Here is a 26,372-nt window from a genome sequence, read left to right as displayed (position 1 = left end):
GTGCGTTAGGGTAGGGAATCATGGCCGAAACCCCTCTTGCATTTGAGATCACCACATTCGTGGTGCTTGCGTTGTTCTTCATCGTCGACCTGTTCGTCATCGGACGCAGGCCGCACGTGCCCTCCACGAAGGAGTGCGTCCAGCACATCGCCTTCTTCGTGGTCATGGCGCTGATCTTCGGCGGCTGCATCTGGTATTTCGCCGGTTCCAAGCCCGCGATCGAGTTCTACTCCGGATGGCTCACCGAGTATTCGCTGTCCATCGATAACCTGTTCGTGTTCGTCATCATCATGTCGAACTTCGCCGTGCCGAAGCAGATCCAGAAGTACGTGCTGTCCGTGGGCATCACGATCGCGCTGATCTTCCGAGGCCTGTTCATCCTCGTCGGCGCGGCGCTCATCAGCCGTTTCACATGGGTGTTCTTCATCTTCGGCGCGTTCCTCATCTACACGGCGATCAAGCTGGTCATTGGCGGCGACGATGATGAGGAGTATCAGGAGAACGGGCTCATCCGCACGTTGCGCAAGGTGATCCGCATCACCGACGAATATGACGGCGAGAAGCTCAGGACCACCCATAACGGCGTGCGCTACTGGACGCCGATGCTCATCGTGTTCCTCACGATCGGCACCACCGACGTGATGTTCGCGTTCGATTCGATCCCGGCCATCTTCGGCCTGACGAAGGATCCGTTCCTCGTGTTCACGTCGAACGTGTTCGCACTGCTGGGCCTCCAGCAGCTCTACTTCCTTCTGGGCGCGCTGCTCGACAAGCTCGTCTACCTGCCGCTCGGCCTGTCCGTCGTGCTTGGCTTCATCGGCGTGAAGCTGGTGATGGAGGCGCTGCACGGCAACACGCTGCCGTTCATCAACGGCGGTGAGGGCGTCCACTGGGTGCCGGAGGTGCCCACGTGGCTGTCGCTGGCCGTGATCGTCGTCGCGATCGGCGGCGCCGCGCTCGCCTCGGTCGCCAAGATGAAGGCGATGGACGCGGGCAAGGAGCCGAAGCCCGCCGTGAAGTCCGGCGCGGACGGCGAGTGACGCTCAGGCGACGTGACGGGTGGATTCGTTCGTCACGGCGGTGAATTCTACGAGAACGCTCACGGAATTCCCTGAAAAGGGAGTTTCCGTGGGCGTTCTTTGTATTGCGGCGATTGGGTTGTGAGCGTTAACAACACACCGAGAGGAAAACTGGAAGGAACGGATGAAAGCTAGTACACTGTTCCGTGGAAAACGTAGGTCGTCCGGCCTGCGTCCCTTGCAATAGTTAGGAATAGGCAACATGCGCAAAGCCAAGATCGTCGACACCATCGGTCCCGCCACCGAATCCCTCGAAGGCATCACCAGCCTCGTCGAGGCCGGCATGGACGTGGCCCGTCTGAACCGTTCCCACGGCACGCCGGAGGACCACCTCAAGGTCTACAACAACGTGCGTCAGGCCTCGAAGGCCGCCGGCCGCAACGTGGCCGTGCTGGTCGACCTCCAGGGCCCGAAGATTCGCTGCGGCTGGTTCAAGAAGAACGCCGAGGGCGAAGACAAGGTCGAGCTCAAGGAAGGCCAGGAGTTCGTCATCACCACCGACGACGTCGAAGGCGACGAGCACATCACCTCCACCACCTTCAAGGGCCTGCCGGGCGACTGCCACCCGGGCGACCCGATCCTCATCGACGACGGCAAGGTCCGCCTCGAGGTCACCAAGGTCGAGGGCAACAACGTGCACACCAAGGTCGTCGTGGCCGGTCCGGTGTCCTCCCACAAGGGCATCAACCTGCCGGGCGTCGCCGTCTCCCTGCCGGCCCTGACCGAGAAGGACGAAGAGGATCTGCGCTGGGCCATCCGCACCGGCGCCGACATCATCGCCATGTCCTTCGTGCGTTTCGCCACCGACATCGACCGTGCCCACGAGATCATGGACGAGGAAGGCCGTCGCATCCCGATCGTCGCCAAGATCGAGAAGCCGCAGGCCCTCGAGAACCTCGAGGACATCGTCAAGACCTTCGACGGCATCATGGCCGCCCGCGGCGACATGGCCGTCGAGTGCCCGCTCGAGGAGGTGCCGCTGGCCACCAAGCGCATCATCGAGCTGTCCCGTCACTACGCCAAGCCGGTCATCGTCGCCACCGAGGTCCTGGGCTCCATGGTCCACTCCCCGGTCCCGACCCGCGCCGAGGCCTCCGACTGCGCCAACGCCGTGCTCGACGGCACCGACGCCACCATGACCTCCAACGAGACCGCCGTCGGCGAGTACCCGGCCGTCACCGTCGCCACGATGGCCCGCATCTCCAGCTTCGCCACCGAGCACGGCTTCGACCGCATCCCGTCCCTGAAGAACCTGGACATGTCCTCCACCGGCGCCGTCTCCTCCGCCGCCGTCGATCTGGCCGACAAGCTCAACGCCAAGGCCATCGTCGCCTACACCCAGACCGGCAACACCGTGCACCGCGTCTCCCGCGAGCGCCCGGCCGCCCCGATCTACGGCGTCACCAACAACGAGCACACCTACCACTGGCTGGCCCTCTCCTGGGGCACCGAGTCCTTCCTGCTCGATGAGGACTACCACAACAAGTCCCGCAAGGACCTCATGGTCTTCACCGACAAGCTGCTGCGCGACGCCGGCAAGGTCGTCGACGGCGACAAGATCGTCATCCTGAGCTCCGCCCAGGGCAAGTCGACGCCGGGCAGCACCGACTCCATTTACGTCCACACCGTGGGTGCCTGCGACTGATTCCGGTCGGTCCGGTGCATGAACCGGCAGGATGAATCCGGTATCCGTGGGATTTCCTAGGATTCCGGTTCGACGTGAAAGCCCCTTACCCGTTCAAACACGGGTAAGGGGCTTTTCGTATGCCTCGGCGGCGTATGACAACGTGCATCAGTGCGCCGGTGAAGGCGTTTCGATTGTTGCCAAAACCGTTGTCAGACCGTCCGATGTGACGGGAGAGTAAAGGCCTCTGATGGTTGGGATTCCAACCATCAGAGGCCTTTGCCGCGTCGTGCCCCCGGTGGGACTCGAACCCACACTGCGCAGATTTTGAGGCTGCTTCCTCTACCAATTGGGATACGGGGGCATGTTCGATTATCGATGGTGCCGTAAGGCACTCGTGACAATATAGCACATCGGCGCGATACGGCGCACACGATGCGCGTCCCGCGTGGCGATTTCGTTCAGGGGCGGCCACGTCGTGCGGGCAGGCGCCGGGATTATGCGTTAAAATCGCGAAGGATGAATTTGTAAGCAATGAGGAAAGGACTGGCATGGCTGCTAAGAACGCCGATGATCAGACTCCGAAGATGGAGCCCGTGCTGACCGAGGAGGAACTGGAGGCCGTCGCGCAGGAGGCCGCCGCCCCCCGTGAGGAGACCGCCCCGGCCGAGCCGGATGAGAACCGCAAGCGCACCGTCGTGGTCGCCGAGGACGAATCCGTGAACCGCATGGATCTTGTCGGCATGCTCGAGGACAACGGCTACGAGGTCGTCGGCGAGGCCGCCAACGGCGAGGAGGCCGTCGAACTGACGCGCGCCAAGCGCCCGGACGTGGTGTGCATGGACGTCAAGATGCCTCGCATGGACGGCATCACCGCCGCCGGCATGATCTGCGACGAGAACATCGCCCCCGTGGTCATGCTCACCGCCTTTTCCCAGCCGGACCTCGTCAAGAAGTCCACCGGTGCGGGCGCCATGGCCTACGTGACCAAGCCGTACGAGGAGTCCAAGCTCATCCCGGCCCTCGAAGTCGCGATGGGCCGCTTCGCCGAGATCAACGACCTGCTCGACAACGTCGAACGCAGCGAGGCGAAGCTCAAGGAGACCAAGGAGGAGCTCGCCAAGGCGCAGGCCGACCTCCAGAAGGCGCAGGACACGCTGGAGGAGCGCAAGCTCGTCGACCGCGCGAAGGGCCTGCTCATGGACAAGGCCGACTTCTCCGAGCAGGGCGCGTTCCGCTGGATCCAGAAGACCTCGATGGACCAGCGCATCCCGAAGAAGCGTCTCGCCATGGCCATCATCGCCAAGTACGGCGACCCGAAACCGGAACGCAACGAGCGCTGAGCCGGACCGTAGGGAACGGACGTTCACGGATACATGGCGCAACAAGAATCCACGCCGACGCGCGGAACGCTGCTGGTCGTAGACGGCCATTCGCTGGCGTTCCGCGCGTTCTTCGCTCTACCGGTCGACAACTTCTCCACCTCCTCCGGACAGGCCACGAACGCCGTCTGGGGATTCGCCTCGATGCTCTCGCAGGTCATCGACTCGGAGAAGCCCGACCATCTCGCCGTCGCCTTCGACGTGAAGGGCGGCACCTTCCGCAACGAGCTGCTGCCCCAATACAAGGGCACGCGCGACGCGGCCCCCGAGGAGCTGCTCACCCAGCTGCCGCTCATTCAGGAGATGCTCGCCGCACTCGGCGTCACCTACATCGAGAAGCCCGGCTACGAGGGCGACGACGTGATCGGCACGCTCGCCACGATGGGCGAGCAGGCCGGCTACCATACGCTCGTCCTGTCCGGTGACCGTGACGCGTTCCAGCTCATCGACGACAACATCACCGTGCTCTACCCGGGTCATCATTTCAAGGACCTCAAGCACATGACGCCGGACGAGGTCGTCGCCAAATACAAGGTGACGCCGCAGCAGTACCCGGATCTCGCGGCCCTGCGCGGCGAGACCGCGGACAACATCCCCGGCGTGCCCGGCGTGGGCGACGGCTTCGCCGCCAAATGGATCAACCAGTACGGCTCCCTCGACGCGATCCGCGAGCATGCGGACGAGATCGGTGGCAAGAAGGGCGAGGCGTTGCGCGCCAACATCGACCAGGTGATGCTCAACCGCAAGGTCAACGCGCTCGTGCGCGACGTCGACCTCGGCGTCACCGTCGACGATCTCACGTTCTCCGGCATCGACGCGGGCCGTCTCGACACGCTCTTCACCAAGCTCGAATTCGGTTCGCGCACCAAGAGCCGTCTGCTGAAGACGTTCAACAACGGCGTCGCGCCCGTGCTCCCGTCCGGTGCGGCGGCACCAGCCGCCGACGATTCGGCGACGCTCGACATGCCACACGCGGAACACGCGGCGGACGCCGCATCCCTGCGCGCATGGGCGGAACGCCACATGCCCGCGACGGGCGGAACGGCGTCCGACGGTGCATCCGATTGGGTGCTGTACGCGTCCGGCGACGCGCGCCCGGGCCGTGCCGCGATTGCCGTCGTCGTCCTGCTCGTCGGCGGCGAGGCCATCGTCGTCGACAAGGCGACGTTGGCGGACGACGCGACCGTTGACGCGCTGCGCGACGTGATCGACGCGCACGCGGACACGATGACCGTCCACGGCTACAAGGAGCATCTGCACCTGCTTGCCGCAGCCGGCGTCGCGCTGCCGACACCCGCGTTCGACACGAAACTCGCCGGCTACCTCGTCAAACCCGACTTCCATGCGGACACGCTCGAACAGGCCTCCGCCCAGTTTCTTGACCTCCATCTGGAGGAGCGTGAGGAGGCGACGCAGGGCCTGCTCGACCTCGACGCGGGCGCCGACGAGACCGCCGACTCCACGGCCGCAGGCACCGACGACGGCACGGAACCCGATCAGGGCGTGCTGCGTGACGCGGCCATCATCGCCGCGCTCGCCCGCGAGCTCAAGCCGCGCATCGCCGCCGACGAGCAGTCGAAGCTCCTGACGGACATCGAACTGCCCGTCTCCCGCGTCCTGTACGGACTGGAGGCGGAAGGCGCGAAGGTCGACGAACGACGCCTGGAGGACATGCGCGCCGGCTTCGCGGCCGACGCCGAACAGGCGCAGCGCATCGCCTGGGAGAACGCCGGTTCCCGCGTCAACCTGCAGAGCCCCAAGCAGCTCGCCAAGGTCCTGTTCGAGGACATGGGCCTGAAGCCCACGAAACGCACCAAATCGGGTTCGTATACGACGAACGCGGACGCGTTGCAGACCCTGTACGTGCGCAACGCGGACGACGAGCGGGCCAGCGGGTTCCTCGGCGCGCTCCTGCGCCACCGCGAGACCAACAAGTTGAAGCAGATCGTCGCCACGCTGATCGACGCGGTCAACCCGGCCGACGGGCGCATCCACACTACGTTCGAACAGACCGTGGCCGCCACCGGGCGTCTGAGCTCCGTCGACCCGAACCTGCAGAACATCCCCAACCGCAACGCGGCCGGCCGCGAGATCCGTTCTGCGTTCGTGCCGGGGGAGGGCTACGAGTCGCTGATGAGCTGCGACTATTCGCAGGTCGAGCTGCGCATCATGGCGCACCTGTCCGGCGACGAGGCGCTCATCGAGGCGTTCAGGAGCGGCGCCGACTTCCACCGCTACGTGGCCAGTCTCGTGTACCAGCTGCCCGTCGACGAGATCAGCGCCGACCAGCGCAGCCACGTGAAGGCCATGAGCTACGGCCTCGCCTACGGGCTGAGCACATACGGCCTCTCGCAGCAGCTCAAGATCAGCCCCGGCGAGGCGGAAGGCCTCAAGAACAAGTACTTCGCCACGTTCGGCAAAGTGCACGACTATCTCGAATCCTGCGTCGCCGAGGCACGCCGCAAAGGCTACACGGAGACGATGTTCGGCCGCCGCCGCTACTTCCCGGGACTGAAGTCGACCAGCCGCAACGTGCGCGACGCCGCCGAACGCGCCGCGCTCAACGCACCCATCCAGGGCACGGCCGCCGACATCATGAAGATCGCGATGATCCACGCCGATTCGGCGTTGCGGGACGGCGGGCTCAAGAGCCGCATCATCCTGCAGATCCACGACGAACTCGTCGTCGAGATCGCGCCCGGCGAAGCCGAGCGGGCGACCGCACTCGTCAGGGACGCGATGGAGCACGCCGTCGCGCTCGACGTGCCGCTGGACGTGTCCACCGGCATCGGCGACGACTGGCAGCTCGCCGCGCACTGACCGGCACATCCGGTACCGGCCGCACCGGCTTGCCGGGAACCTCGCCGGCCGCCGTCGGAAAGGAAAGGAGAGAAGGATGACGAACCTCAATCAGGTCGTCGACACGCTCGAAACGCTGTATCCGCTCAAATACGCGGAAAGCTGGGACGCGCCCGGCCTCATCGTCGGCGACCTCACGGCGCCGGTGACGCGCATCGCGTTCGCCTGCGACCCGACCATGGCCGTGATCGACGAGGCGCTGGAATGGGGCGCGGACCTGCTCGTCACGCATCATCCGTTGTTCTTCCGTTCCGTGCATCAGGTGTCCGGGCTGGGCGCGCGCGGCATGATCGTGAACCGTCTCAATCGTGCCGGATGCGCGCTGTGGGTGGGACACACCAACGCGGACTGCGCGGTGCGCGGCGTCGGACAGGCCGCGGCCGACGGCTTCGGCCTCGTCGACCAGCGTGCGCTCGTGCCGGTCGACGATCCGGAAGCGGCCGGTCCCGTCGGACTCGGCCGCGTCGGACGCCTGCCGGAGCCCGTCACGCTGCGCGAGTTCGCCCGACGCGTGTGCGACGCGCTGTCCATCGACACCGCGCTCGGCGTGCAGGCGTGCGGCGACCCGGACACGCCCGTCGAGACCGTCGCCGTGCTGCCCGGCTCCGGCGACTCCCTGTTCGACGAGGTGCGCGCCGCCGGCGTCGACGTGTACGTGACCAGCGACCTGCGCCATCATCCCGCCACCGACGCCATCGAACAGGCGCGATACGAGGCGTCGATGCGAGCGGCGGGCGTCACGCTCGGCACGGGTGACGCGCACGTGCGTCCGTGCCTCGTCAACACGCCTCACTCGGCCATCGAATCGATGTGGTTCCGTTACGCCGTCGACGATATCGCCGACGCGCTCGAACGGCGGTTCGGCGAGCGGCCCGAAACGAATTGGATCCGCCGCGACACGGATCCGTGGACGTTTTCGCTCCACCGGAGCGCGGACGCGCCGACGGACATGACGACAGAAGGGGAGTGAGACGATGACGGACGAACGCACCGTGCTCGACGCCAGCTCCGACGGCATCGACATGAACGTGCCGGCGAAGGTGATCGAACGCCGCGAGGTCTACCGCGGCGCCATCTTCCACGTGGAGGACATGACCATCGGACTGACCACGAACGGCGGCGGCGTCGTGCCGATCCGCCGGCAGGTGCTGCGTCACGCGCCCTGCGTCGTCATGCTCGTGCACGACGTGGCCACGGACCGCTACCTCATCGAACGCGAATACCGCGCGGGCAGCGACATCTTCGCCTACGGGCTGCCCGCCGGACTCATGGACGACGGCGAGGACGTGCGCGCCGCGGCGCTGCGCGAACTCGCCGAGGAGACCGGCGTCACCCCCGCGAGCGACGACGCGATGCGCATTGACCACGTCGGCGACTATTATTCCTCGGAAGGGATGACCGACGAACTCGCCCACATCATGGTCATCCATCTGGACGCATGGACGAACGTGCCCCGGCATTTCGACCCGGACGAACACGTCGAATCCGCGTGGGTCGGCTGGGAGGAGCTTCTCGCCACCCGCATCACCGCGTCCAACTCGATCATCGCCATCCAGCACGAGACGATACGGCGACTGACCGCACATGACTGACTTCCAACTAGACCATCACCGACTGTTCATATACGGTGACGATTCACCACACATGGAGGTGCGATACTGGTGAATATGCAGATACGACCAGGTTTGACCTATCCGTACGGCGCAAGCTACGACGGTGCCGGCGTGAACTTCGCGCTGTTCTCCCAAGTGGCCGACAGCGTCGAGCTATGCCTGTTCGACGATGACGACAACGAGACGCGCATCACGATGACCGAGCAGAACTCGTACGTCTGGCACAACTACATCCCGGGCATCCAGCCGGGCCAGCGCTACGGCTACCGCGTGCACGGCCCGTACGACCCCGGCCAGGGACTTAGGTGCAACCCTTCCAAACTGCTCCTCGACCCCTACGCCAAGGCCATCGAAGGCAACATCGACGGCGACGAGAGCCTGTTCTCCTACCGTTTCTCCGACCCGGACAACGACGGCGTGCTCAACGACATGGACTCCGCCGCCCACACCATGAAGTCCGTGGTCGTCAACCCGTACTTCGACTGGGGCAACGACCAGCATCCGCGCATCCCGTACCACGATTCTGTGATCTACGAGGCGCATGTGCGTGGCATGACCAACCTCAACCGCGACGTGCCGCCGGACATCCGCGGCACCTACGCGGGCCTCGCCTACCCGACCGTCATCGAATACCTGAAGAAGCTCGGCGTGACCGCCATCGAACTCATGCCGATCCACCAGTTCGTCAACGACTCGTTCCTCCAGGAGAAGGGCTTGTCGAACTACTGGGGCTACAACACGATCGGCTTCTTCGCCCCGCACAACGCGTACTCGTCGGCGGGGGAGCGCGGCCAGCAGGTCAACGAGTTCAAGTCGATGGTCAAGGCGTACCACCAGGCCGGCATGGAGGTCATCCTCGACGTGGTGTACAACCACACCGCCGAAGGCAACCACATGGGCCCCACGCTGAGCTTCAAGGGCATCGACAACCGCGCCTACTACCGTCTCGTCGACAACGACCAGCGGCACTACTTCGACACTACCGGCACCGGCAACTCGCTGCTCATGCGATCGCCGCACGCCCTGCAGCTCATCACCGACTCGCTGCGCTACTGGGTGTCCGAAATGCACGTCGACGGCTTCCGTTTCGATCTGGCCGCCACGCTGGCCCGACAGTTCCAGGAGGTCGACAAGCTGTCCGCGTTCTTCGACATCGTCGAACAGGATCCGATCATCAGCCGCGTCAAGCTCATCGCCGAACCGTGGGATCTCGGCTCCGGCGGCTACCAGGTGGGCGGCTTCCCGTCCAGCTGGTCCGAATGGAACGGCCGCTACCGCGACACCGTACGCGACTTCTGGCGCTCCCAGCCGTCCACGCTGCCCGAATTCGCGTCGCGACTCATGGGCTCGTCCGACCTGTACCAGATGAACGGCCGTCGACCGGTCGCCTCCGTGAACTTCATCACCGCGCACGACGGCTTCACCCTCAACGACCTCGTCTCGTACAACGGCAAGCACAACGACGCGAACGGCGAAGGCAACCGCGACGGCGAAAGCAACAACCGCTCGTGGAACTGCGGCGTCGAAGGCCCGACCACGATCCGCGACGTCAACGAGCTGCGCCAACGTCAGATCCGCAACATGTTCTCCACGCTGCTCGTCAGCCAGGGCATCCCGATGATCTGCGGCGGCGACGAGGTGGAGCGCACGCAGCAGGGCAACAACAACGCCTACTGCCAGGACAACGAGATTTCGTGGACCGATTGGGACCTGGATGAGACCCGCGAAGACATGTTCGAGTTCGTCTCGAAGCTCATCCACCTGCGGCTCGACCATCCGGTCCTGCACCGCCGCCGCTTCTTCTCCGGACGCGAGCCGGGGGAGGACACGGAGACGATCCCGCAGGTCGAATGGTTCGACCACACCGGCTCCATCATGGACATGGAGGACTGGCAGAACACGCATGCGTTCTCGATGATGGTGTATCTCAACGGCTCCAACATCCCGGAGCTCGACTACTACGGCAACCCGATGGTCGACAACGACTTCATCCTCATCTTCAACGCGCACTACGAGCCCATCCAGTTCACGCTTCCGGACGAACGCTACGGACGCAAGTGGAAGCTCGTCGTCGACACGCACAACCCGAAGGGCCCCGTGCTCAACTACGAGGCCGGGTTCGCGATCACCGCGCAGTCGCGCAGCTTCATGCTGCTGATGAGCGCCGAGAAGCCGAAGCAGCCGCGCAACTTCTGACGGATGTTCCCGACGGGCGCGCCGGCGGGGCGGTCTTTCCGCTCCACCGGCGTGTCGCGGATTTGACGATTCGTCATGTTCTGGTAATGTATTCACTCGTTGCCAAGACAACACCTGTCCGGGTGGCGGAATGGTAGACGCGCTAGCTTGAGGTGCTAGTGCCTATTTTATACAGGCGTGTGAGTTCAAGTCTCATCCCGGACACCGGCAAGACCCCGTGGTTCCCAAGGAACCCGGGGTCTTTTCCGTATACCCGATACCCGCGTTGTCGACGTTGCCGTGCCGGGATCATAGGCCCCGTGCCGCCGTGGCAACGTGCCGCCGTGCCGGGACCGCGACCCCATGGTGCGGTGAAACCCTCATGGTGCGGTTGCCGCAAACAGCCATTTTCCGCCGATATGGAGATTTTGTGTTGCCGCACCATGGGAGTTGCGGGCGGGGGAGAGAGAAAGAAAAAGCCCTTGCTCACCGGTGGGTGAGCAAGGGCTGTGGGTCGGGCTGACAGGATTTGAACCTGCGACATTCTGCTCCCAAAGCAGACGCGCTACCAAGCTGCGCTACAGCCCGTCGTGACTCCGCCGAAGCAGGCACAATCAGTCATTGTACAATACAGGTGGACGTGACGCGAACGGGAGGAGCCATGGAGACGATGCGCATGGGCCGCCACCAGCGTGCCGAGACGGGCGGACTCGTCGCCTTCATCCTGTGCGCGTTCGCCGGTGCCGTCGGCATGAACCTGTATCTCGAATACGCTTCCGCCATCTGGCAGGTCACGCAACGCCGCTTCTCCGTATGCTCCGGCATCGTCGCCGCCTGCGCGGTCCTCTCCTTCTGCGCCGGATACATGAGCCATTCGCGGTCGATGACGCTCAAGGCCGGATGGCTCGTGCCGCTGCGCCGCACGTTCGAGACGCTCGCCCTGTCCGTCGTGTACGCGGCCACCACGTTCCTCTCCACGTTCGCGCTGCTCGGCGCCATCAACGAGATGATGGGCACGCTGTTCGTCGGCTACATGTCGTCCGTATGCGCCGCGTTCGCCGGCGTCGTCGGCTACATGACGTTCGTGCAGGCGGAGATGATGAGCGCGAAGACCCTCGCCTCGCTCCTGCCGTTCTTCGTCGTCTCCGGCGTGTGCGTCGCCGGACTCACCACCGACGACCCGTACTGGTACCACAACAACTTCTCCCAGCTCGGCGACCGCACCACGTTCGCCGCCACGATGTTCAACTCGACGCTCATGCTCGCCGGCGTGTGCGTCATCATCGTCAGCTACTTCGCCGTGTCCGAGCTCGTCACCACCGAACGGCTCATGAGACTATGGCACGACCGCACGCGCGACGATCCGAACCGCGGCTACGACATCCCGCATTTCACCGTGCGCATCGCCGTGCTGTCCGTGCTGCTCACCGTCTCCGGTCTCGCGTTCATCGGCATCGGCGCGTTCCGCTACACGCCGCACAACCTCATGCACAACATCTGCGCGAAGGGCCTGCCGTTCGTCATGCTCGTCCTGTTCCTCCTGCTGCCGTGGCTCGCCCCCCGCATCAGCAGGGTCGTCATGGTCGGCTCCGATCTGGCCGCGCTCCTGTGCGCCGGATTCTGGGGGAACATGATGCTCGGCCGCAACACGCTCACCAACGTGGAGGCGCTCGCCGGCATGCTGTTCCTCGGCTGGTTCATCGTGTTCTCGCGGCAGATCGCCGCCATCGAGGCCGATCGCGTCGCCATGGAGCTCGTGCACGCGCAGACCGCCGAACAGGCGGCGCGCAGGGCGGACATGCCGGAGTCCCGCATCGCCTCCGACCGCTGACGACGCCGGCGCATGACGGGCCGTATGCGCGGGTCCGTATGTACGGCGCGCATGATACATGGCCGTCTTCTCTCACCAGTACACTTGCTTTGCGCAATCGCATGAACGCGCCGCCGCGTCTTCGCGGCGTCCCCCGCCACCCGCCAGACAGAGGGAGAAGGTATGACCGACGACAAGCAGGGTGAAGGCTCCTCCGAGGACATGCAGCACCACGGTGAGGAGACGACGGTCATCCCGCCTCTCGGCGCGGACGCGGCGGATGACGGTTCCTTCATCGCGGGCGGTCCCGCGGCGGACGCGCCTACGGGCGATTTTGCGGACGTTTCCGCGGATGTTCCCGCGGATGTTCCCGCCACGGCCCCTGCCGTGACCGGCGATGCGGAATCCGCCGGACCCGCTTCCGACGACGTTCCGCGCGATCCGCTCGAAGCCCCCGATTTCGATACGCTGGTGGCTCCCGTCGAACTGCCGCGTCGCCGCCCGCCGGCCGTCGCGATGATCGGCGTGGCCGCCGCGGTCGTCGTGGTCATCGCCCTGATCGTCACGCTCGTCGTCGTCCGTCCGTTCGGTTCGGTGCGCGCCTCCGATTATTCGGCCGGAACGAAACGCACGGTGGCGATGCAGCGCCAATACGAGAAGACCTCGGCCGCCATCGACGACGCGCTCGGATTCCTCTATACGCAGGGTGTCGGCTACGATGCGGACAAGGTGAGCGCACTCAAGACGCAGGCCGCGAAGCTGCGTGAATCCGCGGCGTCGTTCGCCGATCTCAGGGCCAACAGGGACACGGACGTCGCCGCCGCCTACGCCTCCTATGTGCGCCAGGCGAACCGGTTCGCCGACATGTCCGCCAATCTCGCGGATTCGGCCCAGGCGTTGTCCACGATGAACGACGCCTGCGGGAACACGCCGAGCGGCACCGTGTACGACAGCGACTTCACCGCCCAATACGAGCAGTACATCGCCTCCTGCCGTACGTCGACGGAATCGTTGGCGAAGGCGAAGGCGAAGGTCGTCTCCGAATTCTCCGGCACGCTCACCCAGTCGCTCGACCAGATGGCCGCCGTGGTCGACCAGATCAAGGCGCTCGGCGACATCTCGGCCATCAGCTCGGGTTCGGACCAGGCGCAGCAGCTCCAGACGCTGTCCGCGCAGCTGGTCGACCTCGACGCCTCGTCGGGCGCGATTAACGACTTCCAGGACAAGCTGCGCCAGTCGCGTGAGAACGCGAATCCGTCCACGCTGCTGCAGAAGCTCAACGACGTGCTCAAACAGGGGTATGAGGAGCGCTCCAAGTAAGACGGACGCATCCACGCGGTTCGGCCATGATGCCGATACGATGGTGGCATGAGTGAATCGCAGAAGAACCTGTGGGCCGCGCCGAAGGCGGACGGCCCGTTGCATGCCGTCGTCACTATTCCCGGCAGCAAATCCCTGTCCAACCGGTATCTGATTCTCGCCGCATTGGGGAAGAAACCGGTCACGCTCGTCGGCCTGTTGCGCTCGCGCGACACCGAACTGATGATGGGCGCGTTGGAGGCGCTCGGCGTGACCTGCGCCGTCGACCCGGGCAATGAGACGACCGTCACCGTCACACCGCCCGCCGACGGACGCTTCCATGGCAACGTGGACGTATACTGCGGACTCGCCGGCACGGTGATGCGCTTCGTGCCCGGACTCGCCCTGTTCGCCGACGCCCCGGTGCGGTTCGACGGCGACGAGCAGGCGTATGCACGCCCGATGAAGCCGGTGCTCGACGGATTGGAGCAGTTGGGTGCGACGGTCGAATACCATGGCGAGGAAGGCTTCCTGCCGTTCACCGTCACGCCGCCCGCCGCGCTTCCCGCCGAAGCCGCGCACGTGTCCATCGACGCGTCCGGATCGTCGCAGTTCATCTCCGGTCTGCTGCTCGTCGGATCGCGTCTGCCGGGCGGTCTCACGCTCACGCATACGGGGAAGAAGACGCCGAGCCTGCCGCACATCCGCATGACCGTCGCCGACGTGAACGGCGCCGGGGGAGCGGCCTCGGCCGACGAGGCGGCACGCGTGTGGACCGTCGCGCCGCACGCGCTGCAGCTGCCGGAGCGCGTCGTCGTCGAGCCGGATCTGTCGAACGCGGCGCCGTTCCTCGGCGCGGCGCTCATCGCCGGCGGCACCGTGCGCGTGCCGCATTGGCCGGTCGAGACCACGCAGCCGGGCGGTCTCCTGCCCGGCTATCTGGAGCGCATGGGTGCGACCGTCGCCTTTCCCGAGGAGGACGGCGTGCGCTACTGCCAGGTCACGTCCGACGGCACGATCCGCGGTCTCGGCGATTTCGATCTGACGGCGGCCGGCGAGATCGCGCCGTCGCTCGCCGCGATTCTCGTATTCGCCGACGCGCCGACGCGCATGATCGGCATCGGACATCTGCGCGGCCATGAGACGAACCGTCTGGAGGCGCTCGTCACCGAGATCAGGCGGATCGGCGGCGAGGCCGAGGAGCTGCCCGACGGCATCGCGATTACGCCGGTGCCGCGCGGCGACCTGCACGGCGCGGTGATGGAGTCCTACGCCGATCATCGCATGGCCACGTTCGCCGCGATGATCGGATTGGCGGTGCCCGGCGTGCTCGTAGTCGACGTGGAGACCACGCGCAAGACGCTGCCCGATTTCACGGGTATGTGGCGGGGGCTGCTGGGGGAGTAGCCGTCGAGACAGCCCGGAAGCGAATCGAATACGGGAAGGCCCCTGACCTCCATGATGATGGAGATCAGGGGCCTTCCCGTATGCCGTATCAATCCGTCCCACGGTCTAGGCGACCGGTCGGACGGACCTAGGCGGGCCTAGGCGACGGGACTCACTTGGCGAACTTGTTGCCGTAGGTGTCCTCGCCGGCCTCGGCGATGGCGGCGGACTTGCGGGCGATGGCCAGCTCCTCGTTCGTCGGGATGACGGCGATGACCACGGAGGAATCCGGGGTGGAGATGATGCGCGGCTCCTTGGAGCGGGTCGCGTTCTTCTCCTCGTCCAGCTTCACGCCGAACGGGGCGAGCTTGTCGCACACCATCTTGCGCACGATGTCATCGTTCTCGCCGACGCCGGCGGTGAAGGTGATGACATCGCAGCCGCCCATCTGGTAGGTGTAGTTGCCGATGTAGCTCACGATGCGGTGCACGTAGACGTCGAGGGCCAGCTTGGCGTCCTCGTTGCCCTCGGCCACCAGACGGTGGACCTCGCGCAGATCGCCGAAGCCGGTCATGCCGGTCATGCCGGAGCGCTTGTTGAACAGGGCGTCCAGCTCGTCCACGTTCATGTGGGCGTTGCGGATCAGGTGGAAGACCACGGCCGGGTCGATGTCGCCGGTGCGGCCGCCCATGACGAGGCCTTCGAGCGGGGTGAGGCCCATGGAGGTCTCGACCGGCTTGCCGGACACCTCGGCGGAGGCGGAGGCGCCGTTGCCGATGTGCAGGACGATCTGCTTGAGACCCTCGGCCGGCTTGCCGACGACCTCGGGCACCACGGAGGAGATGAACTCGTGGGAGGTGCCGTGGGCACCGTAGCGGCGGATGTGGTACTGGTCGGCGATCTCCTTGTTCAGCGCGTAGGTGCTGGCGGCCTTCGGCAGCTGGAAGAAGAAGGAGGAATCGAAGACGAAGATCTGCGGCACGTCCGGCAGCAGGGAGCGCATGACCTCGGCGCCCTTGGCCTCAGGGCCGTTGTGCAGCGGGGCGAGGACGGCCAGATCCTTGACCTGGTTGATGGTCTTGTCGGTGACGAGGGCCGGCTTCGGGAAGAGGGAGCCGCCCTGGACGACACGGTGGCCGACGGCGACGATGCCCGCGTCGGACAGCTTCGGGCCGTACTCCTCGAAGAAGCCGAGGACACGCTTCAGACCCTGCTCGTGGTCGTGGATCGGCTCCTCGAGTTCATGCTTCTCGCCGTTGTACTCGTGCTTGTAGTGGCCGTCGATCGGCTCGCCGATCTTCTCGACGAGGCCGGAAGCGAGACCCTCGCCGGTCTCGAGGTCCACCAGCTGGTACTTGATCGAGCTGGAGCCGGAATTGATGACAAGGACGGTTTTCGCCATTGTGGGCATCCTCCATTGTGGTTGTCGTACCGTGAAACACGGCTTTCCAAGTGTTTAGATTACTCGTTGCTTGCTACAAGACACGGTCCTCCCGCCGAATGACGGGAAGACCGTGGGGACGTTCATCGGATCACTGCGCGGTGACGGCGGTGAGGGCGACGGTGTTGATGATGTCCTGCACCAGCGCGCCGCGGCTCAGATCGTTGACCGGCTTGTTGAGGCCCTGCAGCACCGGGCCGATGGCGAGCGCCCCGGAGGAGCGCTGCACGGCCTTGTACGCGATGTTGCCGGCGCACAGGTCGGGGAACACGAACACGTTGACGTGGCCGGCGACGTCGTTGCCCTTGGCCTTCGTGGCGGCCACGGTGGGCGACCAGGCGGCGTCGAACTGGATGGAGCCGACGACCGGCAGGTCCGGGGCCTTCTCCTTGACGAGCTTCGTGGCCTCCTCGACGACGTCGACGTCCGGGCCCTTGCCGGAGCCGAGCGTGGAGTAGGAGAGCATGCCGACCTTCGGGTCGATGCCGAACGACTTGGCGGTCGCCGCCGACTGGATGGCGATCTCGGCGAGCTGCTCGGCGGTCGGGTTCAGGTTGATGGCGCAGTCGGCGAACACGGCCACGTGGTCCTTGAAGCACATGAGGAACGCGCCGGAGACGAGCTTCTGGCCGGGCTTGGTCTTGATGACCTGCAGGGCCGGGCGCACCGTGTTGGCGGTGGAGTTGACGGAACCGGAGACCAGGCCGTCGGCCTGGCCGAGCACGACGAGCATGGTGCCGAAGTAGCTGGCGTCCTTGAGCTGCTTGCGGGCCTGCTCCTCGGTCATGCCCTTCTTGGCGCGCAGCTCGCACAGCTTCTCGACCATCGGCTTGAGGATCTCCTCGTCGTCCATGGACTGGAAACGGGCGCGGTCGAGGTACTTGAGCCCGAGCTCCTTGCCGCGGGCGAGGATGGCGTCCTTCTCGCCGACGATGATGAGGTTCACGGCCTCGCGCTCGAGCAGGAAGTCGGCCGCCTTGATGATGCGGTCCTCCTCGCCCTCAGGCAGGACAATCGTCTTCTTGTTCGTCTTGGCCTTGCCGATCAGGCCGTACTGGAACGCGTAGGGGGTGATCGGGAAGTCGTCGTCCACGTCGAGCGCGGCGAGCACCTCCTCGGTGGGGGCGTTCGCGCGGAAGGTCTCGAGCGCCAGCGTCTTGTTGTCCTCGTCGGTGAACGGCACCTGCGGGATCGTCCACACGGGCAGGCCGTACTTGGCGAGGGTCTGCTTGACGGAGAACGCGTGACGCGGCTCGCAGCCGGTCACGAAGATGCCGAGCACCTTGTTGCCGGCGGCCTCCATGCCTTCGATGGACAGCTTCACGGTCTCGTCCAGCTCGTCCGGCCAACGGTCGATGGTGCAGATGGAGAGGAACACGCCGGCCTGCAGGTCGGCGGCGACGTTCGCGTTGAACTCGTAGGTGGTCGGATCGTTGACGTGCGACTTGTCGGTGCCGACGATGAGCGCCGCGTCCGCGCGGGAGACGGCGAGGGCGTCGTTGAAGGCCCCGACGATGTCGCCGCGGGCGGTCTCCTTGTCGGCGCGCACCTTGTGGATGTCGAGTCCGGTGGACAGGGCGACGCCGAGGCCCGCGTTCGAGGCGGCGAGCAGCACCGGGGTGAAGTGGTCGTGGTTGGACACGGCGGGGCGGAACACCATCGTCTTGTACTTGGAGGTCAGCGCGTTGAGGACGCCGTATGCGACGACGTTGCGGCCATTGGCGCCCTCGGGGCTTGCGATGTATACACGGGTGACGGTCACTGGTGTCAGTCTCCTTTGATGATTCAGTGCGGATGTAGCCACCCCTCATTGTAGCGGCGCTTGTTATCGTTCACGCACGTGTTGCCGTGAAATTCGCGGAAAGTTGCGGGAGAATGCGTCGGAATATACGAATGGGGCCCGGGTATGGAACCCGGGCCCCATTCAGCCCTTACGGGATGCGATCACCTCGTGGAGAGGCGGCGCGTCACTCGTTGTCGCCGGCGGTGGCGGCGGTGGCGGTGATGGCGCCCTTCTCGGAGGTGTTCAGGCCGGAGTACACCCAGTCGGTGTAGTCCGGGTGATCGTAGCCGTTGTCGACCGCGAACTGGAAGGCTTCCAGACGGAAGTCCTCGAGCTTCTTGATCTCATCGGCGTACTTGTCGGCGTCGATCATGCGCAGGGCCTCGGCGGTCAGCTCGTAACGATCGATCTCGTTCACGCGAACCATGTCGTACGGCGTGGTGGTGGAGCCTTCCTCCTCGTAGCCGTGGACGTTGAAGTTGTCGTGGTTCGGACGATCGTAGATCAGGCCGCGCACGTCGTGGGCGTAGGAGTGGTACGCGAACAGCACCGGCTTGTCGGCGGTGAAGATGTCGGCGAACTCCTCGTCGGACAGGGCCTCGTCGTTCTCCTTGGCGGACTGCAGAGCGAGCAGGTCCACCACGTTGACGACCTTGAACTTGATGCCCATGGCCTTGAGCTTGTCGGAGGCGGCCATGATCTCCTGGGTCGGGACATCGCCGGCGGCGGCAAGCACGATCTCGGCCTCATCGTTGGACTTCGCGGTGGAGGCCCAATCCCAAGCGGCGGCACCCTTCTCGAGCTCGGCGCGAGCCTCGTCGAGGGACAGCCAGGTGGCGGCCGGCTGCTTGCCGGCGATGATGGCGTTGATCTTGTTGGTGGACTTGTAGCACTTCTCGGCGATGGCCAGCAGCATGTTCGCATCGGTGGCGAAGTAGATGCCGATGACGTGGTCGTTGTGGAAGCACTTGTTCAGCAGCAGGGAGGTGACACCCGGATCCTGGTGCGAGAAGCCGTTGTGGTCCTGGCGCCAGACGTGGGAGGAGACCAGCAGGTTCATGGACGCGATCGGCTTGCGCCACGGGATCTCACGAACGGTGGCCTCGAGCCACTTGGCGTGCTGGTTGAGCATGGAGTCGATCACGTGCACGAAGGACTCGTAGGAGCTCCAGATGCCGTGGCGACCGGTGAGCAGGTAGCCCTCCAGGAAGCCTTCCATCTGGTGCTCGGACAGCTGCTCGACGACCTGGCCGGAGACGTGCATGTGCTCGTCGACCTCGTCGGAGATGTAGCCGGCGTCCCACTGCTTGTTGGTGACCTCGTAGGAGGCCTGCAGACGGTTGGAGGCGGTCTCATCCGGTCCGAAGATGCGGAAGTCGTGCGGGTTGTTCTTGATGATGTCGCGGGTGTAGACGCCCAGACGACGGGTGGCCTCGAGCTGGCCCCAGCCGTGGCCGTACTTCTCGACTTCCTTGACGGCGTAGTCCTCGAGGTTCGGGAGCTTCAGGTCGTCGCGGATGACACCACCGTTGGCGTTCGGGTTGGCACCGATACGCAGCTCGCCCTTCGGCATGAAGGCGAGGACATCGTCCTTGACGGCGCCGTTCTCGTCGAACAGCTCCTCCGGCTTGTAGGACTCGAGCCAGTTCTTGAGGACCTCGAAGTGGGCCTCGGTGTCGCGGGCGGAGGCCAGCGGCACCTGGTGGGAACGCCAGGAGCCCTCGGTCTTCTTGCCGTCGATGTACTTCGGGCAGGTCCAGCCCTTCGGGGTGCGGAAGATCAGCATCGGGTAGAACGGACGGTGCACGTTGTCGGTGTTGGCCGCGGACTTGATGTCGCAGATCTCGTCCCAGATGGACTCGAAGAGCTCGGCGAAGCGACGGTGGATGGACATGTGGTCCTCATCGTCGAAGCCGGCGACGAACTCGTACGGCTCGTAGCCCATGCCGTGGAAGAACTCGTGGAGCTCCTCGTCGGAGATGCGGGACAGGATGGTCGGGTTGGCGATCTTGTAGCCGTTGAGGTGCAGGATCGGCAGCACGATGCCGTCGGTGCGCGGGTTCACGAGCTTGTTGGACTGCCAGCCGGTGGCCAGCGGGCCGGTCTCGGCCTCACCGTCGCCGACGATGGCCGGGACGAACAGGCTCGGGTTGTCCATGATGGCGCCGTAGGCGTGGGACAGGGCGTAACCCAGCTCGCCACCCTCGTGGATGGAGCCCGGGGTCTCCGGAGCGAAGTGGGACGGGATGCCGCCCGGGTAGGAGAACTGGCGGAAGAACTTCTGAAGACCGGCTTCGTCCTTGGTGATCTTCGGGAAGGTCTCGGTGTAGGTGCCGTCCAGGTAGGACTGCGAGGTGCCGGCCGGGCCGCCGTGGCCCGGGCCCATGATGATCACGGTGTTCTGGCCGTGGTCGGCGATGAAGCGGTTGATGTGGCCGATCAGGAAGTTCAGGCCCGGGGTGGTGCCCCAGTGGCCGACCAGACGGTGCTTGACGTCCTCGCGGGTGAAGGGCTCCTTCATCAGCGGGTTGCTACGCAGGTAGATCTGGCCGATGGAGAGGTAGTTGGCAACGCGCCAGTACTTGTCAACGCCTTCGAGGGCCTCCTCGGAAACCGGAGCGTTCAGCTTCTTCCAAGGGGTGCCAATAACAGGACTCGTCATGTGTACTCCTGTACTCCTGCGCGCCGATCGTGCGATCGTCGCGCGATTGATTATTTCCACTCGGTCGCGGTGCCGTACAGCCTTGCGGTTATGCGGTTTCCGCTCCCAATCACTCGTTATGGTACGAGGACAACACGACTTTTGAACGATTTCTTGCGGGTGTGTTCGGAATTGTTTCGATTTTTGCTGGTTTTGTGTGAATTGCCCGTGCGATTGTGCGCATCAAAAATGCGGCAAGACGAAATGAAAACGTTGGAATATCAATGGAAACAACGCTTTTCGCGCGATGGGGCACGTTCGTTTCGTTATGTTCACTCCCGGCGTGTTGGCCGTGCCGGCATGTGAAGGAAGTGCGTTTTCCGCACATGAAAACGGCCTTTTCCCCTTGTCTCGTTGGACGGGGATAATGGTCCGGCAAGTCATCAAGTTACATCCCGATAAACGTTAGGGGAACATCCATGGCAACAGGTCCTGTGCTCGTCGTCGACTTCGGCGCCCAGTACGCCCAGCTCATCGCCCGTCGCGTCCGAGAGGCCAACGTCTACTCCGAACTCGTGCCCCACTCGATGCCCGTCGACGAGATGCTGGCCAAGGATCCGAAGGCGATCATCCTCTCCGGCGGCCCGGCCTCCGTCTTCGAGCCCGGCGCCCCGCGCGTCGACAAGAAGCTCTTCGAGGCGGGCGTGCCCGTGCTCGGCATCTGCTACGGCTTCCAGGCCATGGCCTACGCCCTCGGCGCCGACGTCGACAAGGCCGCCCTCGGCGAATACGGCAAGACCGAGACCGCGATCGACCACGCCGACGCCATCCTCGCCGGCTCCCCGGCCGAGCAGAGCACGTGGATGAGCCACGGCGTCGCCGTCAAGACCGCGCCCGCCGGCTTCGAGGTCCTCGCCCACACCGAGGGCGCGCCCGTCGCCGCCATGGCCGACGAGTCCCGCAAGCTCTACGGCGTGCAGTGGCACCCCGAGGTCAAGCACACCCCCCTCGGACAGAAGCTCATCGAGACCTTCCTCCACGACTGCGCCGGCCTCGGCTCCGACTGGGACGCCTCCTCCATCATCGAGGACCAGGTCGCGAAGATCCGCGAGCAGGTCGGCGACGCCGAAGTGATCTGCGGCCTGTCCGGCGGCGTCGACTCCGCCGTCGCCGCCGCCCTCGTCCACAAGGCCATCGGCGACCAGCTCACCTGCGTGTTCGTCGACCACGGCCTGCTCAGGAAGGGCGAGGTCGAGCAGGTCAAGCACGACTTCGTCGAGGCCACCGGCATCCGCCTCATCACCGTCGACGCGGCCGACGACTTCCTCGACGCCTTGAAGGGCGTCTCCGAGCCCGAGCGCAAGCGCAAGATCATCGGCGAGAAGTTCATCCGCACCTTCGAGAAGGCCCAGCTCCAGGTCCTCGAGGAGGCCGGCGCCCGCGGCAAGGAAGTGAAGTTCCTCGTGCAGGGCACCCTCTACCCGGACGTCGTCGAATCCGGCGGCGGCGACGGCGCGGCCAACATCAAGAGCCACCACAACGTCGGCGGCCTGCCCAAGGACATCAAGTTCCAGCTCGTCGAGCCCCTGCGCACCCTCTTCAAGGACGAGGTCCGCGCCATCGGCACCGAGCTCGGCCTGCCCGACGAGATCGTCTGGCGCCAGCCGTTCCCCGGCCCCGGCCTCGGCATCCGCATCGTCGGCGAGATCACCCGCGAACGCCTCGACGTCCTGCGCGAGGCCGACGCCATCGCCCGCGAGGAGCTCACCAAGGCCGGCCTCGACCGCGACATCTGGCAGTGCCCCGTCGTCCTCCTCGCCGACGTCCACTCCGTCGGCGTCCAGGGCGACGAGCGCACCTACGGCTCGCCCATCGTCCTCAGGCCCGTCTCCTCCGAGGACGCCATGACCGCCGACTGGTCCCGCGTCCCCTACGACGTGCTCGCCACCATCTCCACCCGCATCACCAACGAATGCCGCCAGATCAACCGCGTCGTGCTGGACTGCACTTCCAAGCCGCCGGCGACCATCGAATGGGAGTGAAATCCGGTGATGGAGCGTTAGCTGCGTTGCTCCTCGGTCGGCGTACCTTCGTACGCCTTCCCTCGGTGCGCCTTGCTACCGCACGCATCACCGGATTCCACGGGTGACGGCGGTCTCCGCACGCATCCCGCGATTCCCCGGTGAGGTGAGAGGGCCCGGAACGTTTCCGACGTTCCGGGCCTTTTTGAATGTGGCGTGAACGACGACACGGGAAAGGCGCGTCGGCGGGAGAGTGTTACTAGTCTGTCACTGTCCGCGGTTTGCGGGAACAACCCGGCGGACGCGGGAAGAACGAGAGACAAGAGAAGTAGAGAAGAACAGTGGCACGTCGGCATTTCGTCGGATTGGACGGCATCAAGGGACTCGCCCTCATCGCCATCATCCTGTATCACTGCGAGCAGTCATGGCTGCCGGGAGGATTCTACGGCGTGGACGTGTTCCTCACCGTGTCCGGATTCCTGGCCGTGAGCGGCATGTTCACCCGGTTGAACGCGGGGGAGGGACTCGGCCTCGAGGAGTACTGGCCCAGGCGTTTCGCGCGCCTCTACCCGGCGCTCGTGCTCATGGTGCCCGCCGTCTGCACCGCCGCATGGCTGCTCGACGGGGACCTGCTCGTCCGCATCCGCGACCAGATCGTCACCGTGGCGCTCGGGTGCTACAACTGGTACGCCATCGCCAGCGGCAACAGCTACTTCGGCCAGATGAACCCGCAGCTGCTGCGGCACCTGTGGTTCGTCTCCGTGCTCATGCAGCTCTACCTCGTCACGCCGCTCCTCGCATGGATCATGCACCGCCTCCGGCGCAGCCGCTGCTCCGTGCTCGCCCCCCTCGCCCTCGCCGTGGGAAGCGCCCTGTCGATGAACCTCCTGTACAAGCCCGGCGCCGACCCCACGCGCGTCTACTTCGGCACCGACACGCACGCCACCGGCTTCATGCTGGGCGTCGCCCTCGCCTGGATCGTCGCGAACCGCCGCGTCGCCACCGGCGACCGTCTGCCGTGGATCGTGCGCGCCCGGCGCGTCCTCGCGCCCGCCGTCGCCTTCATCGCCGCGATCGCGCTCATCGACATGGCCTTCCGCGGCGACCAGGGCGCCGACGCGTTCCGATGGGGCATTCCGCTCGCCAGCGTGCTCGCCGTGCTGCTCATCGCCGGCACCGTGCAGACCGATTCGTGGATGCAGTCCCAGTTCGTGTTCCGCCCGCTCGCCCTCCTCGGCCGTTACTCCTACGGCCTGTATCTCTGGCATTGGCCGGTGTGGCTCATCGTCTCCGCCGCGCTGCCGCGTCTCGCGCCCGGACGGGACATGCGTCCATGGGTGCTGCCGGTCACGCTCGCCGTCGCCATCCTCGCCACCGCCGTCTCGTGGATCCTCGTCGAACGTCCCGCGGCGGTCGGCGGCGTCGCCTCGATCGTCGTCCCCCTGGGCTTCGTCACCTGGAGGAGCTTCGTGCGCATCGTCGTCTCCTGCGTCGTCCTCCTGTCCGTGATCGTCGGCGGCGTGTACGCCGTACGGGACGCGCCGGAAAGGACCTCCGTCGAGATCGCGCTCGAACGGCAGGCCGCGCGCTTCGACGCCGAACGGGCGCTCGGCCGCGCCCAGGCCCCCGCGCCGCGCAGACCGGCGCACACCATGCCCGCCGGCGACGACATCACCGCCATCGGCGACTCCGTCATGCTCGCCGGTGCCAAAGGCATGCAGCGGGTGTTCCCCGGCATCGACATCGACGCGCAGGTGTCGCGCTCCAGCTTCGCCGGCATCGGCATCGTGTCCGGCAAAGGCGACGGGCTGCGCCAGTGGGTCGTGCTCGGCCTCGCGACCAACGGCCCCATCCCGCCCGAACAGCTCGACCGCTACCTCGACATGATCGGCCCCGACCGGGTGCTCGTGCTCGTCAACGCGCATGGCGACCGCTCGTGGATCCCGTCGAACAACCAGCTCCTCGCCGACTTCGCCGCCGGGCATCCCGGCAACGTGCTCGTCGCCGACTGGGACGCGATGGCCACCGCCAACGCCGACCACCTCGCCGCGGACGGCATCCACCCCGACGGCGGCGACATCTACGCGCAGGCCATCCGACGGTCCATCGACGCATGGATCGCCGCCGGGCACTGAACCCGCGCGACGCGTGCCCGCGGAGCAGGTCGGCTATGGCCATTACACTTAGTTTTCGTCCATTGATAACTGCAAACAACGTTTGGGAGATACGGTGAGCGCAATCCTCGAAGGGAAGCCCGACAAGAACCTTATTCTCGTCACGGGAAGGATTCATCCGAAACTCGCGCAGGACGTCGCCGACCAGCTCGGCATCGACGTGCTCGAAACCACCGCATACGACTTCGCGAACGGCGAGATGTACGTGCGCTACACCGAATCGGTCCGCGGCGCCGACGTGTTCGTGCTGCAAAGCCATTACCAGCCGATCAACAAGGCGATCATGGAGCAGCTCATCATGATCGACGCGTTGAAGCGCGCCTCCGCCCGCTCCATCACCGCCGTCTGCCCGCTGCTCGGCTACTCCCGTCAGGACAAGAAGCACCGCGGCCGCGAGCCCATCTCCTGCCGCCTCATCTTCGATCTGCTCAAGACCGCCGGTGCCGACCGCATCATGTCCGTCGACCTGCACGCCGCGCAGTCCCAGGGCTTCTTCGACGGTCCCGTCGACCATCTCATCGCCATGCCGGTGCTCGTCGACTACATCCGCGACCGTTTCCAGGGCCAGCTCGACAACGTCGCCGTCGTCTCCCCGGACGCCGGCCGCATCCGCGTCGCCGAGCAGTGGGCGCAGCGCCTCGGCGGCGGCCCGCTCGCCTTCGTGCACAAGACCCGCGACATCACCCGTCCGAACCAGGCCGTCGCCAACCGCGTCGTCGGCGACGTCAAGGGCAAGGACTGCGTGCTCGTCGACGACCTCATCGACACCGCCGGCACGATCGCCGGCGCATGCAAGGTGCTGCGCGAGGCCGGTGCGAAGTCCGTCACCGTGGTCGCCACGCACGGCGTGCTGTCCGGTCCCGCCGTCGAACGCCTCAAGGAGAGCGGCGCCCGCGAGGTCGTCCTCACCGACACCGTGCCGATCCCCGAGGAGAAGCGCTGGGACGGACTGACCGTCCTGTCCATCGCCCCGCTGCTCGCCGGCGCCATCCGCGCCGTGTTCGAGGACGGCTCCGTGGCCGAGCTGTTCGACACGTACCCCGAGCACCATGGCCAGGGTTTCCTTTTCGCCTGACCTTATGGTA

General features: G+C 65.6%; 16 protein-coding genes and 3 tRNA genes. 14 read left to right on the top strand and 5 right to left on the bottom strand.

Annotated elements, in window-relative coordinates; genetic code table 11:
* Positions 1 to 20 precede the first annotated feature (20 nt).
* Positions 21 to 1,040, top strand: a complete 1,020-nt coding sequence (locus AC1AYP_RS04240; RefSeq protein WP_051922765.1) for a TerC family protein — start codon at positions 21 to 23, stop codon at positions 1,038 to 1,040.
* 241 nt (positions 1,041 to 1,281) lie between these two features.
* Positions 1,282 to 2,724 (top strand): pyruvate kinase, encoded by a 1,443-nt coding sequence (gene pyk, locus AC1AYP_RS04235; protein WP_034526453.1) that lies wholly within the window; start codon positions 1,282 to 1,284, stop codon positions 2,722 to 2,724.
* Between the two features lie 269 nt (positions 2,725 to 2,993).
* Here pyk and AC1AYP_RS04230 read toward each other — a convergent pair.
* Positions 2,994 to 3,067, bottom strand: a tRNA-Leu gene (locus AC1AYP_RS04230).
* Positions 3,068 to 3,254: 187 nt separating this feature from the next.
* Here AC1AYP_RS04230 and AC1AYP_RS04225 point away from each other — a divergent pair.
* The 6 genes from AC1AYP_RS04225 to AC1AYP_RS04200 all read left to right on the top strand — a co-directional run bounded on the left by AC1AYP_RS04225 (position 3,255) and on the right by AC1AYP_RS04200 (position 10,957).
* Positions 3,255 to 4,046, top strand: coding sequence for an ANTAR domain-containing response regulator (locus AC1AYP_RS04225; RefSeq protein ID WP_034526460.1), 792 nt, complete (start codon positions 3,255 to 3,257; stop codon positions 4,044 to 4,046).
* 33 nt (positions 4,047 to 4,079) lie between these two features.
* Positions 4,080 to 6,905, top strand: coding sequence for a DNA polymerase I (gene polA, locus AC1AYP_RS04220; protein ID WP_034526463.1), 2,826 nt, complete (start codon positions 4,080 to 4,082; stop codon positions 6,903 to 6,905).
* A 76-nt stretch (positions 6,906 to 6,981) separates the two neighbouring features.
* Positions 6,982 to 7,914, top strand: a complete 933-nt coding sequence (locus tag AC1AYP_RS04215) for a Nif3-like dinuclear metal center hexameric protein (protein WP_051922766.1) — start codon at positions 6,982 to 6,984, stop codon at positions 7,912 to 7,914.
* Positions 7,915 to 7,918: 4 nt separating this feature from the next.
* Positions 7,919 to 8,536, top strand: coding sequence for an NUDIX hydrolase (locus AC1AYP_RS04210; protein WP_034526466.1), 618 nt, complete (start codon positions 7,919 to 7,921; stop codon positions 8,534 to 8,536).
* A gap of 75 nt (positions 8,537 to 8,611) precedes the next feature.
* Positions 8,612 to 10,753, top strand: coding sequence for a glycogen debranching protein GlgX (gene glgX / locus AC1AYP_RS04205; protein WP_034526477.1), 2,142 nt, complete (start codon positions 8,612 to 8,614; stop codon positions 10,751 to 10,753).
* A 116-nt stretch (positions 10,754 to 10,869) separates the two neighbouring features.
* Positions 10,870 to 10,957, top strand: a tRNA-Leu gene (locus AC1AYP_RS04200).
* A 289-nt stretch (positions 10,958 to 11,246) separates the two neighbouring features.
* On the opposite strand, the gene AC1AYP_RS04195 is transcribed toward AC1AYP_RS04200, so the two are convergent.
* Positions 11,247 to 11,320, bottom strand: a tRNA-Pro gene (locus AC1AYP_RS04195).
* Between the two features lie 73 nt (positions 11,321 to 11,393).
* Here AC1AYP_RS04195 and AC1AYP_RS04190 point away from each other — a divergent pair.
* From AC1AYP_RS04190 to aroA, 3 genes are all read left to right on the top strand, one after another.
* Positions 11,394 to 12,563: an ABC transporter permease gene (locus AC1AYP_RS04190; RefSeq protein ID WP_476502178.1), complete on the top strand. Its 1,170-nt coding sequence runs from the start codon at positions 11,394 to 11,396 to the stop codon at positions 12,561 to 12,563.
* A gap of 162 nt (positions 12,564 to 12,725) precedes the next feature.
* Positions 12,726 to 13,862, top strand: coding sequence for a hypothetical protein (locus AC1AYP_RS04185; RefSeq protein WP_476546831.1), 1,137 nt, complete (start codon positions 12,726 to 12,728; stop codon positions 13,860 to 13,862).
* A gap of 48 nt (positions 13,863 to 13,910) precedes the next feature.
* Positions 13,911 to 15,248, top strand: coding sequence for a 3-phosphoshikimate 1-carboxyvinyltransferase (gene aroA / locus AC1AYP_RS04180; RefSeq protein WP_476546827.1), 1,338 nt, complete (start codon positions 13,911 to 13,913; stop codon positions 15,246 to 15,248).
* Positions 15,249 to 15,399: 151 nt separating this feature from the next.
* On the opposite strand, the gene AC1AYP_RS04175 is transcribed toward aroA, so the two are convergent.
* The 3 genes from AC1AYP_RS04175 to AC1AYP_RS04165 all read right to left on the bottom strand — a co-directional run bounded on the left by AC1AYP_RS04175 (position 15,400) and on the right by AC1AYP_RS04165 (position 21,113).
* Positions 15,400 to 16,629 carry an acetate/propionate family kinase gene (locus tag AC1AYP_RS04175; protein WP_163197983.1) on the bottom strand — a complete coding sequence of 410 codons (1,230 nt, stop codon included), beginning with the start codon at positions 16,627 to 16,629 and terminating at the stop codon, positions 15,400 to 15,402.
* A 130-nt stretch (positions 16,630 to 16,759) separates the two neighbouring features.
* A complete protein-coding gene (pta, locus tag AC1AYP_RS04170) occupies positions 16,760 to 18,430 on the bottom strand; it encodes a phosphate acetyltransferase (RefSeq protein WP_476502181.1) in 1,671 nt (556 codons plus the stop codon).
* Positions 18,431 to 18,635: 205 nt separating this feature from the next.
* Entirely contained in the window at positions 18,636 to 21,113 is a 2,478-nt protein-coding gene (locus AC1AYP_RS04165) for a phosphoketolase (RefSeq protein ID WP_034526492.1), read from the bottom strand.
* Between the two features lie 458 nt (positions 21,114 to 21,571).
* Here AC1AYP_RS04165 and guaA point away from each other — a divergent pair, with 458 nt between their 5' ends.
* The 3 genes from guaA to AC1AYP_RS04150 all read left to right on the top strand — a co-directional run bounded on the left by guaA (position 21,572) and on the right by AC1AYP_RS04150 (position 26,362).
* Positions 21,572 to 23,134: a glutamine-hydrolyzing GMP synthase gene (guaA, locus tag AC1AYP_RS04160; protein ID WP_476546824.1), complete on the top strand. Its 1,563-nt coding sequence runs from the start codon at positions 21,572 to 21,574 to the stop codon at positions 23,132 to 23,134.
* Between the two features lie 320 nt (positions 23,135 to 23,454).
* The gene (locus tag AC1AYP_RS04155) at positions 23,455 to 25,248 is read left to right on the top strand and encodes an acyltransferase family protein (RefSeq protein ID WP_476546821.1); all 1,794 of its coding nucleotides are present in this window, start codon (positions 23,455 to 23,457) and stop codon (positions 25,246 to 25,248) included.
* Positions 25,249 to 25,342: 94 nt separating this feature from the next.
* Positions 25,343 to 26,362 carry a ribose-phosphate diphosphokinase gene (locus AC1AYP_RS04150; protein WP_476502184.1) on the top strand — a complete coding sequence of 340 codons (1,020 nt, stop codon included), beginning with the start codon at positions 25,343 to 25,345 and terminating at the stop codon, positions 26,360 to 26,362.
* Positions 26,363 to 26,372 lie beyond the last annotated feature (10 nt).

The organism is Bifidobacterium sp. LH_424, from assembly GCF_056356895.1.
This window is presented reverse-complemented; position numbering and strand designations above follow the sequence as displayed.

Excerpts from the sequence above, each read along its gene's own strand:
- AC1AYP_RS04240 (WP_051922765.1), top strand. The coding sequence starts at position 21 with ATGGCCGAAACCCCTCTTGCATTTGAGATCACCACATTCGTGGTGCTT.
- pyk (WP_034526453.1), top strand. The coding sequence starts at position 1,282 with ATGCGCAAAGCCAAGATCGTCGACACCATCGGTCCCGCCACCGAATCC.
- AC1AYP_RS04225 (WP_034526460.1), top strand. The coding sequence starts at position 3,255 with ATGGCTGCTAAGAACGCCGATGATCAGACTCCGAAGATGGAGCCCGTG.
- polA (WP_034526463.1), top strand. The coding sequence starts at position 4,080 with ATGGCGCAACAAGAATCCACGCCGACGCGCGGAACGCTGCTGGTCGTA.
- AC1AYP_RS04215 (WP_051922766.1), top strand. The coding sequence starts at position 6,982 with ATGACGAACCTCAATCAGGTCGTCGACACGCTCGAAACGCTGTATCCG.
- AC1AYP_RS04210 (WP_034526466.1), top strand. The coding sequence starts at position 7,919 with ATGACGGACGAACGCACCGTGCTCGACGCCAGCTCCGACGGCATCGAC.
- glgX (WP_034526477.1), top strand. The coding sequence starts at position 8,612 with ATGCAGATACGACCAGGTTTGACCTATCCGTACGGCGCAAGCTACGAC.
- AC1AYP_RS04190 (WP_476502178.1), top strand. The coding sequence starts at position 11,394 with ATGGAGACGATGCGCATGGGCCGCCACCAGCGTGCCGAGACGGGCGGA.
- AC1AYP_RS04185 (WP_476546831.1), top strand. The coding sequence starts at position 12,726 with ATGACCGACGACAAGCAGGGTGAAGGCTCCTCCGAGGACATGCAGCAC.
- aroA (WP_476546827.1), top strand. The coding sequence starts at position 13,911 with ATGAGTGAATCGCAGAAGAACCTGTGGGCCGCGCCGAAGGCGGACGGC.
- AC1AYP_RS04175 (WP_163197983.1), bottom strand. The coding sequence starts at position 16,629 with ATGGCGAAAACCGTCCTTGTCATCAATTCCGGCTCCAGCTCGATCAAG.
- AC1AYP_RS04165 (WP_034526492.1), bottom strand. The coding sequence starts at position 21,113 with ATGACGAGTCCTGTTATTGGCACCCCTTGGAAGAAGCTGAACGCTCCG.
- guaA (WP_476546824.1), top strand. The coding sequence starts at position 21,572 with ATGGCAACAGGTCCTGTGCTCGTCGTCGACTTCGGCGCCCAGTACGCC.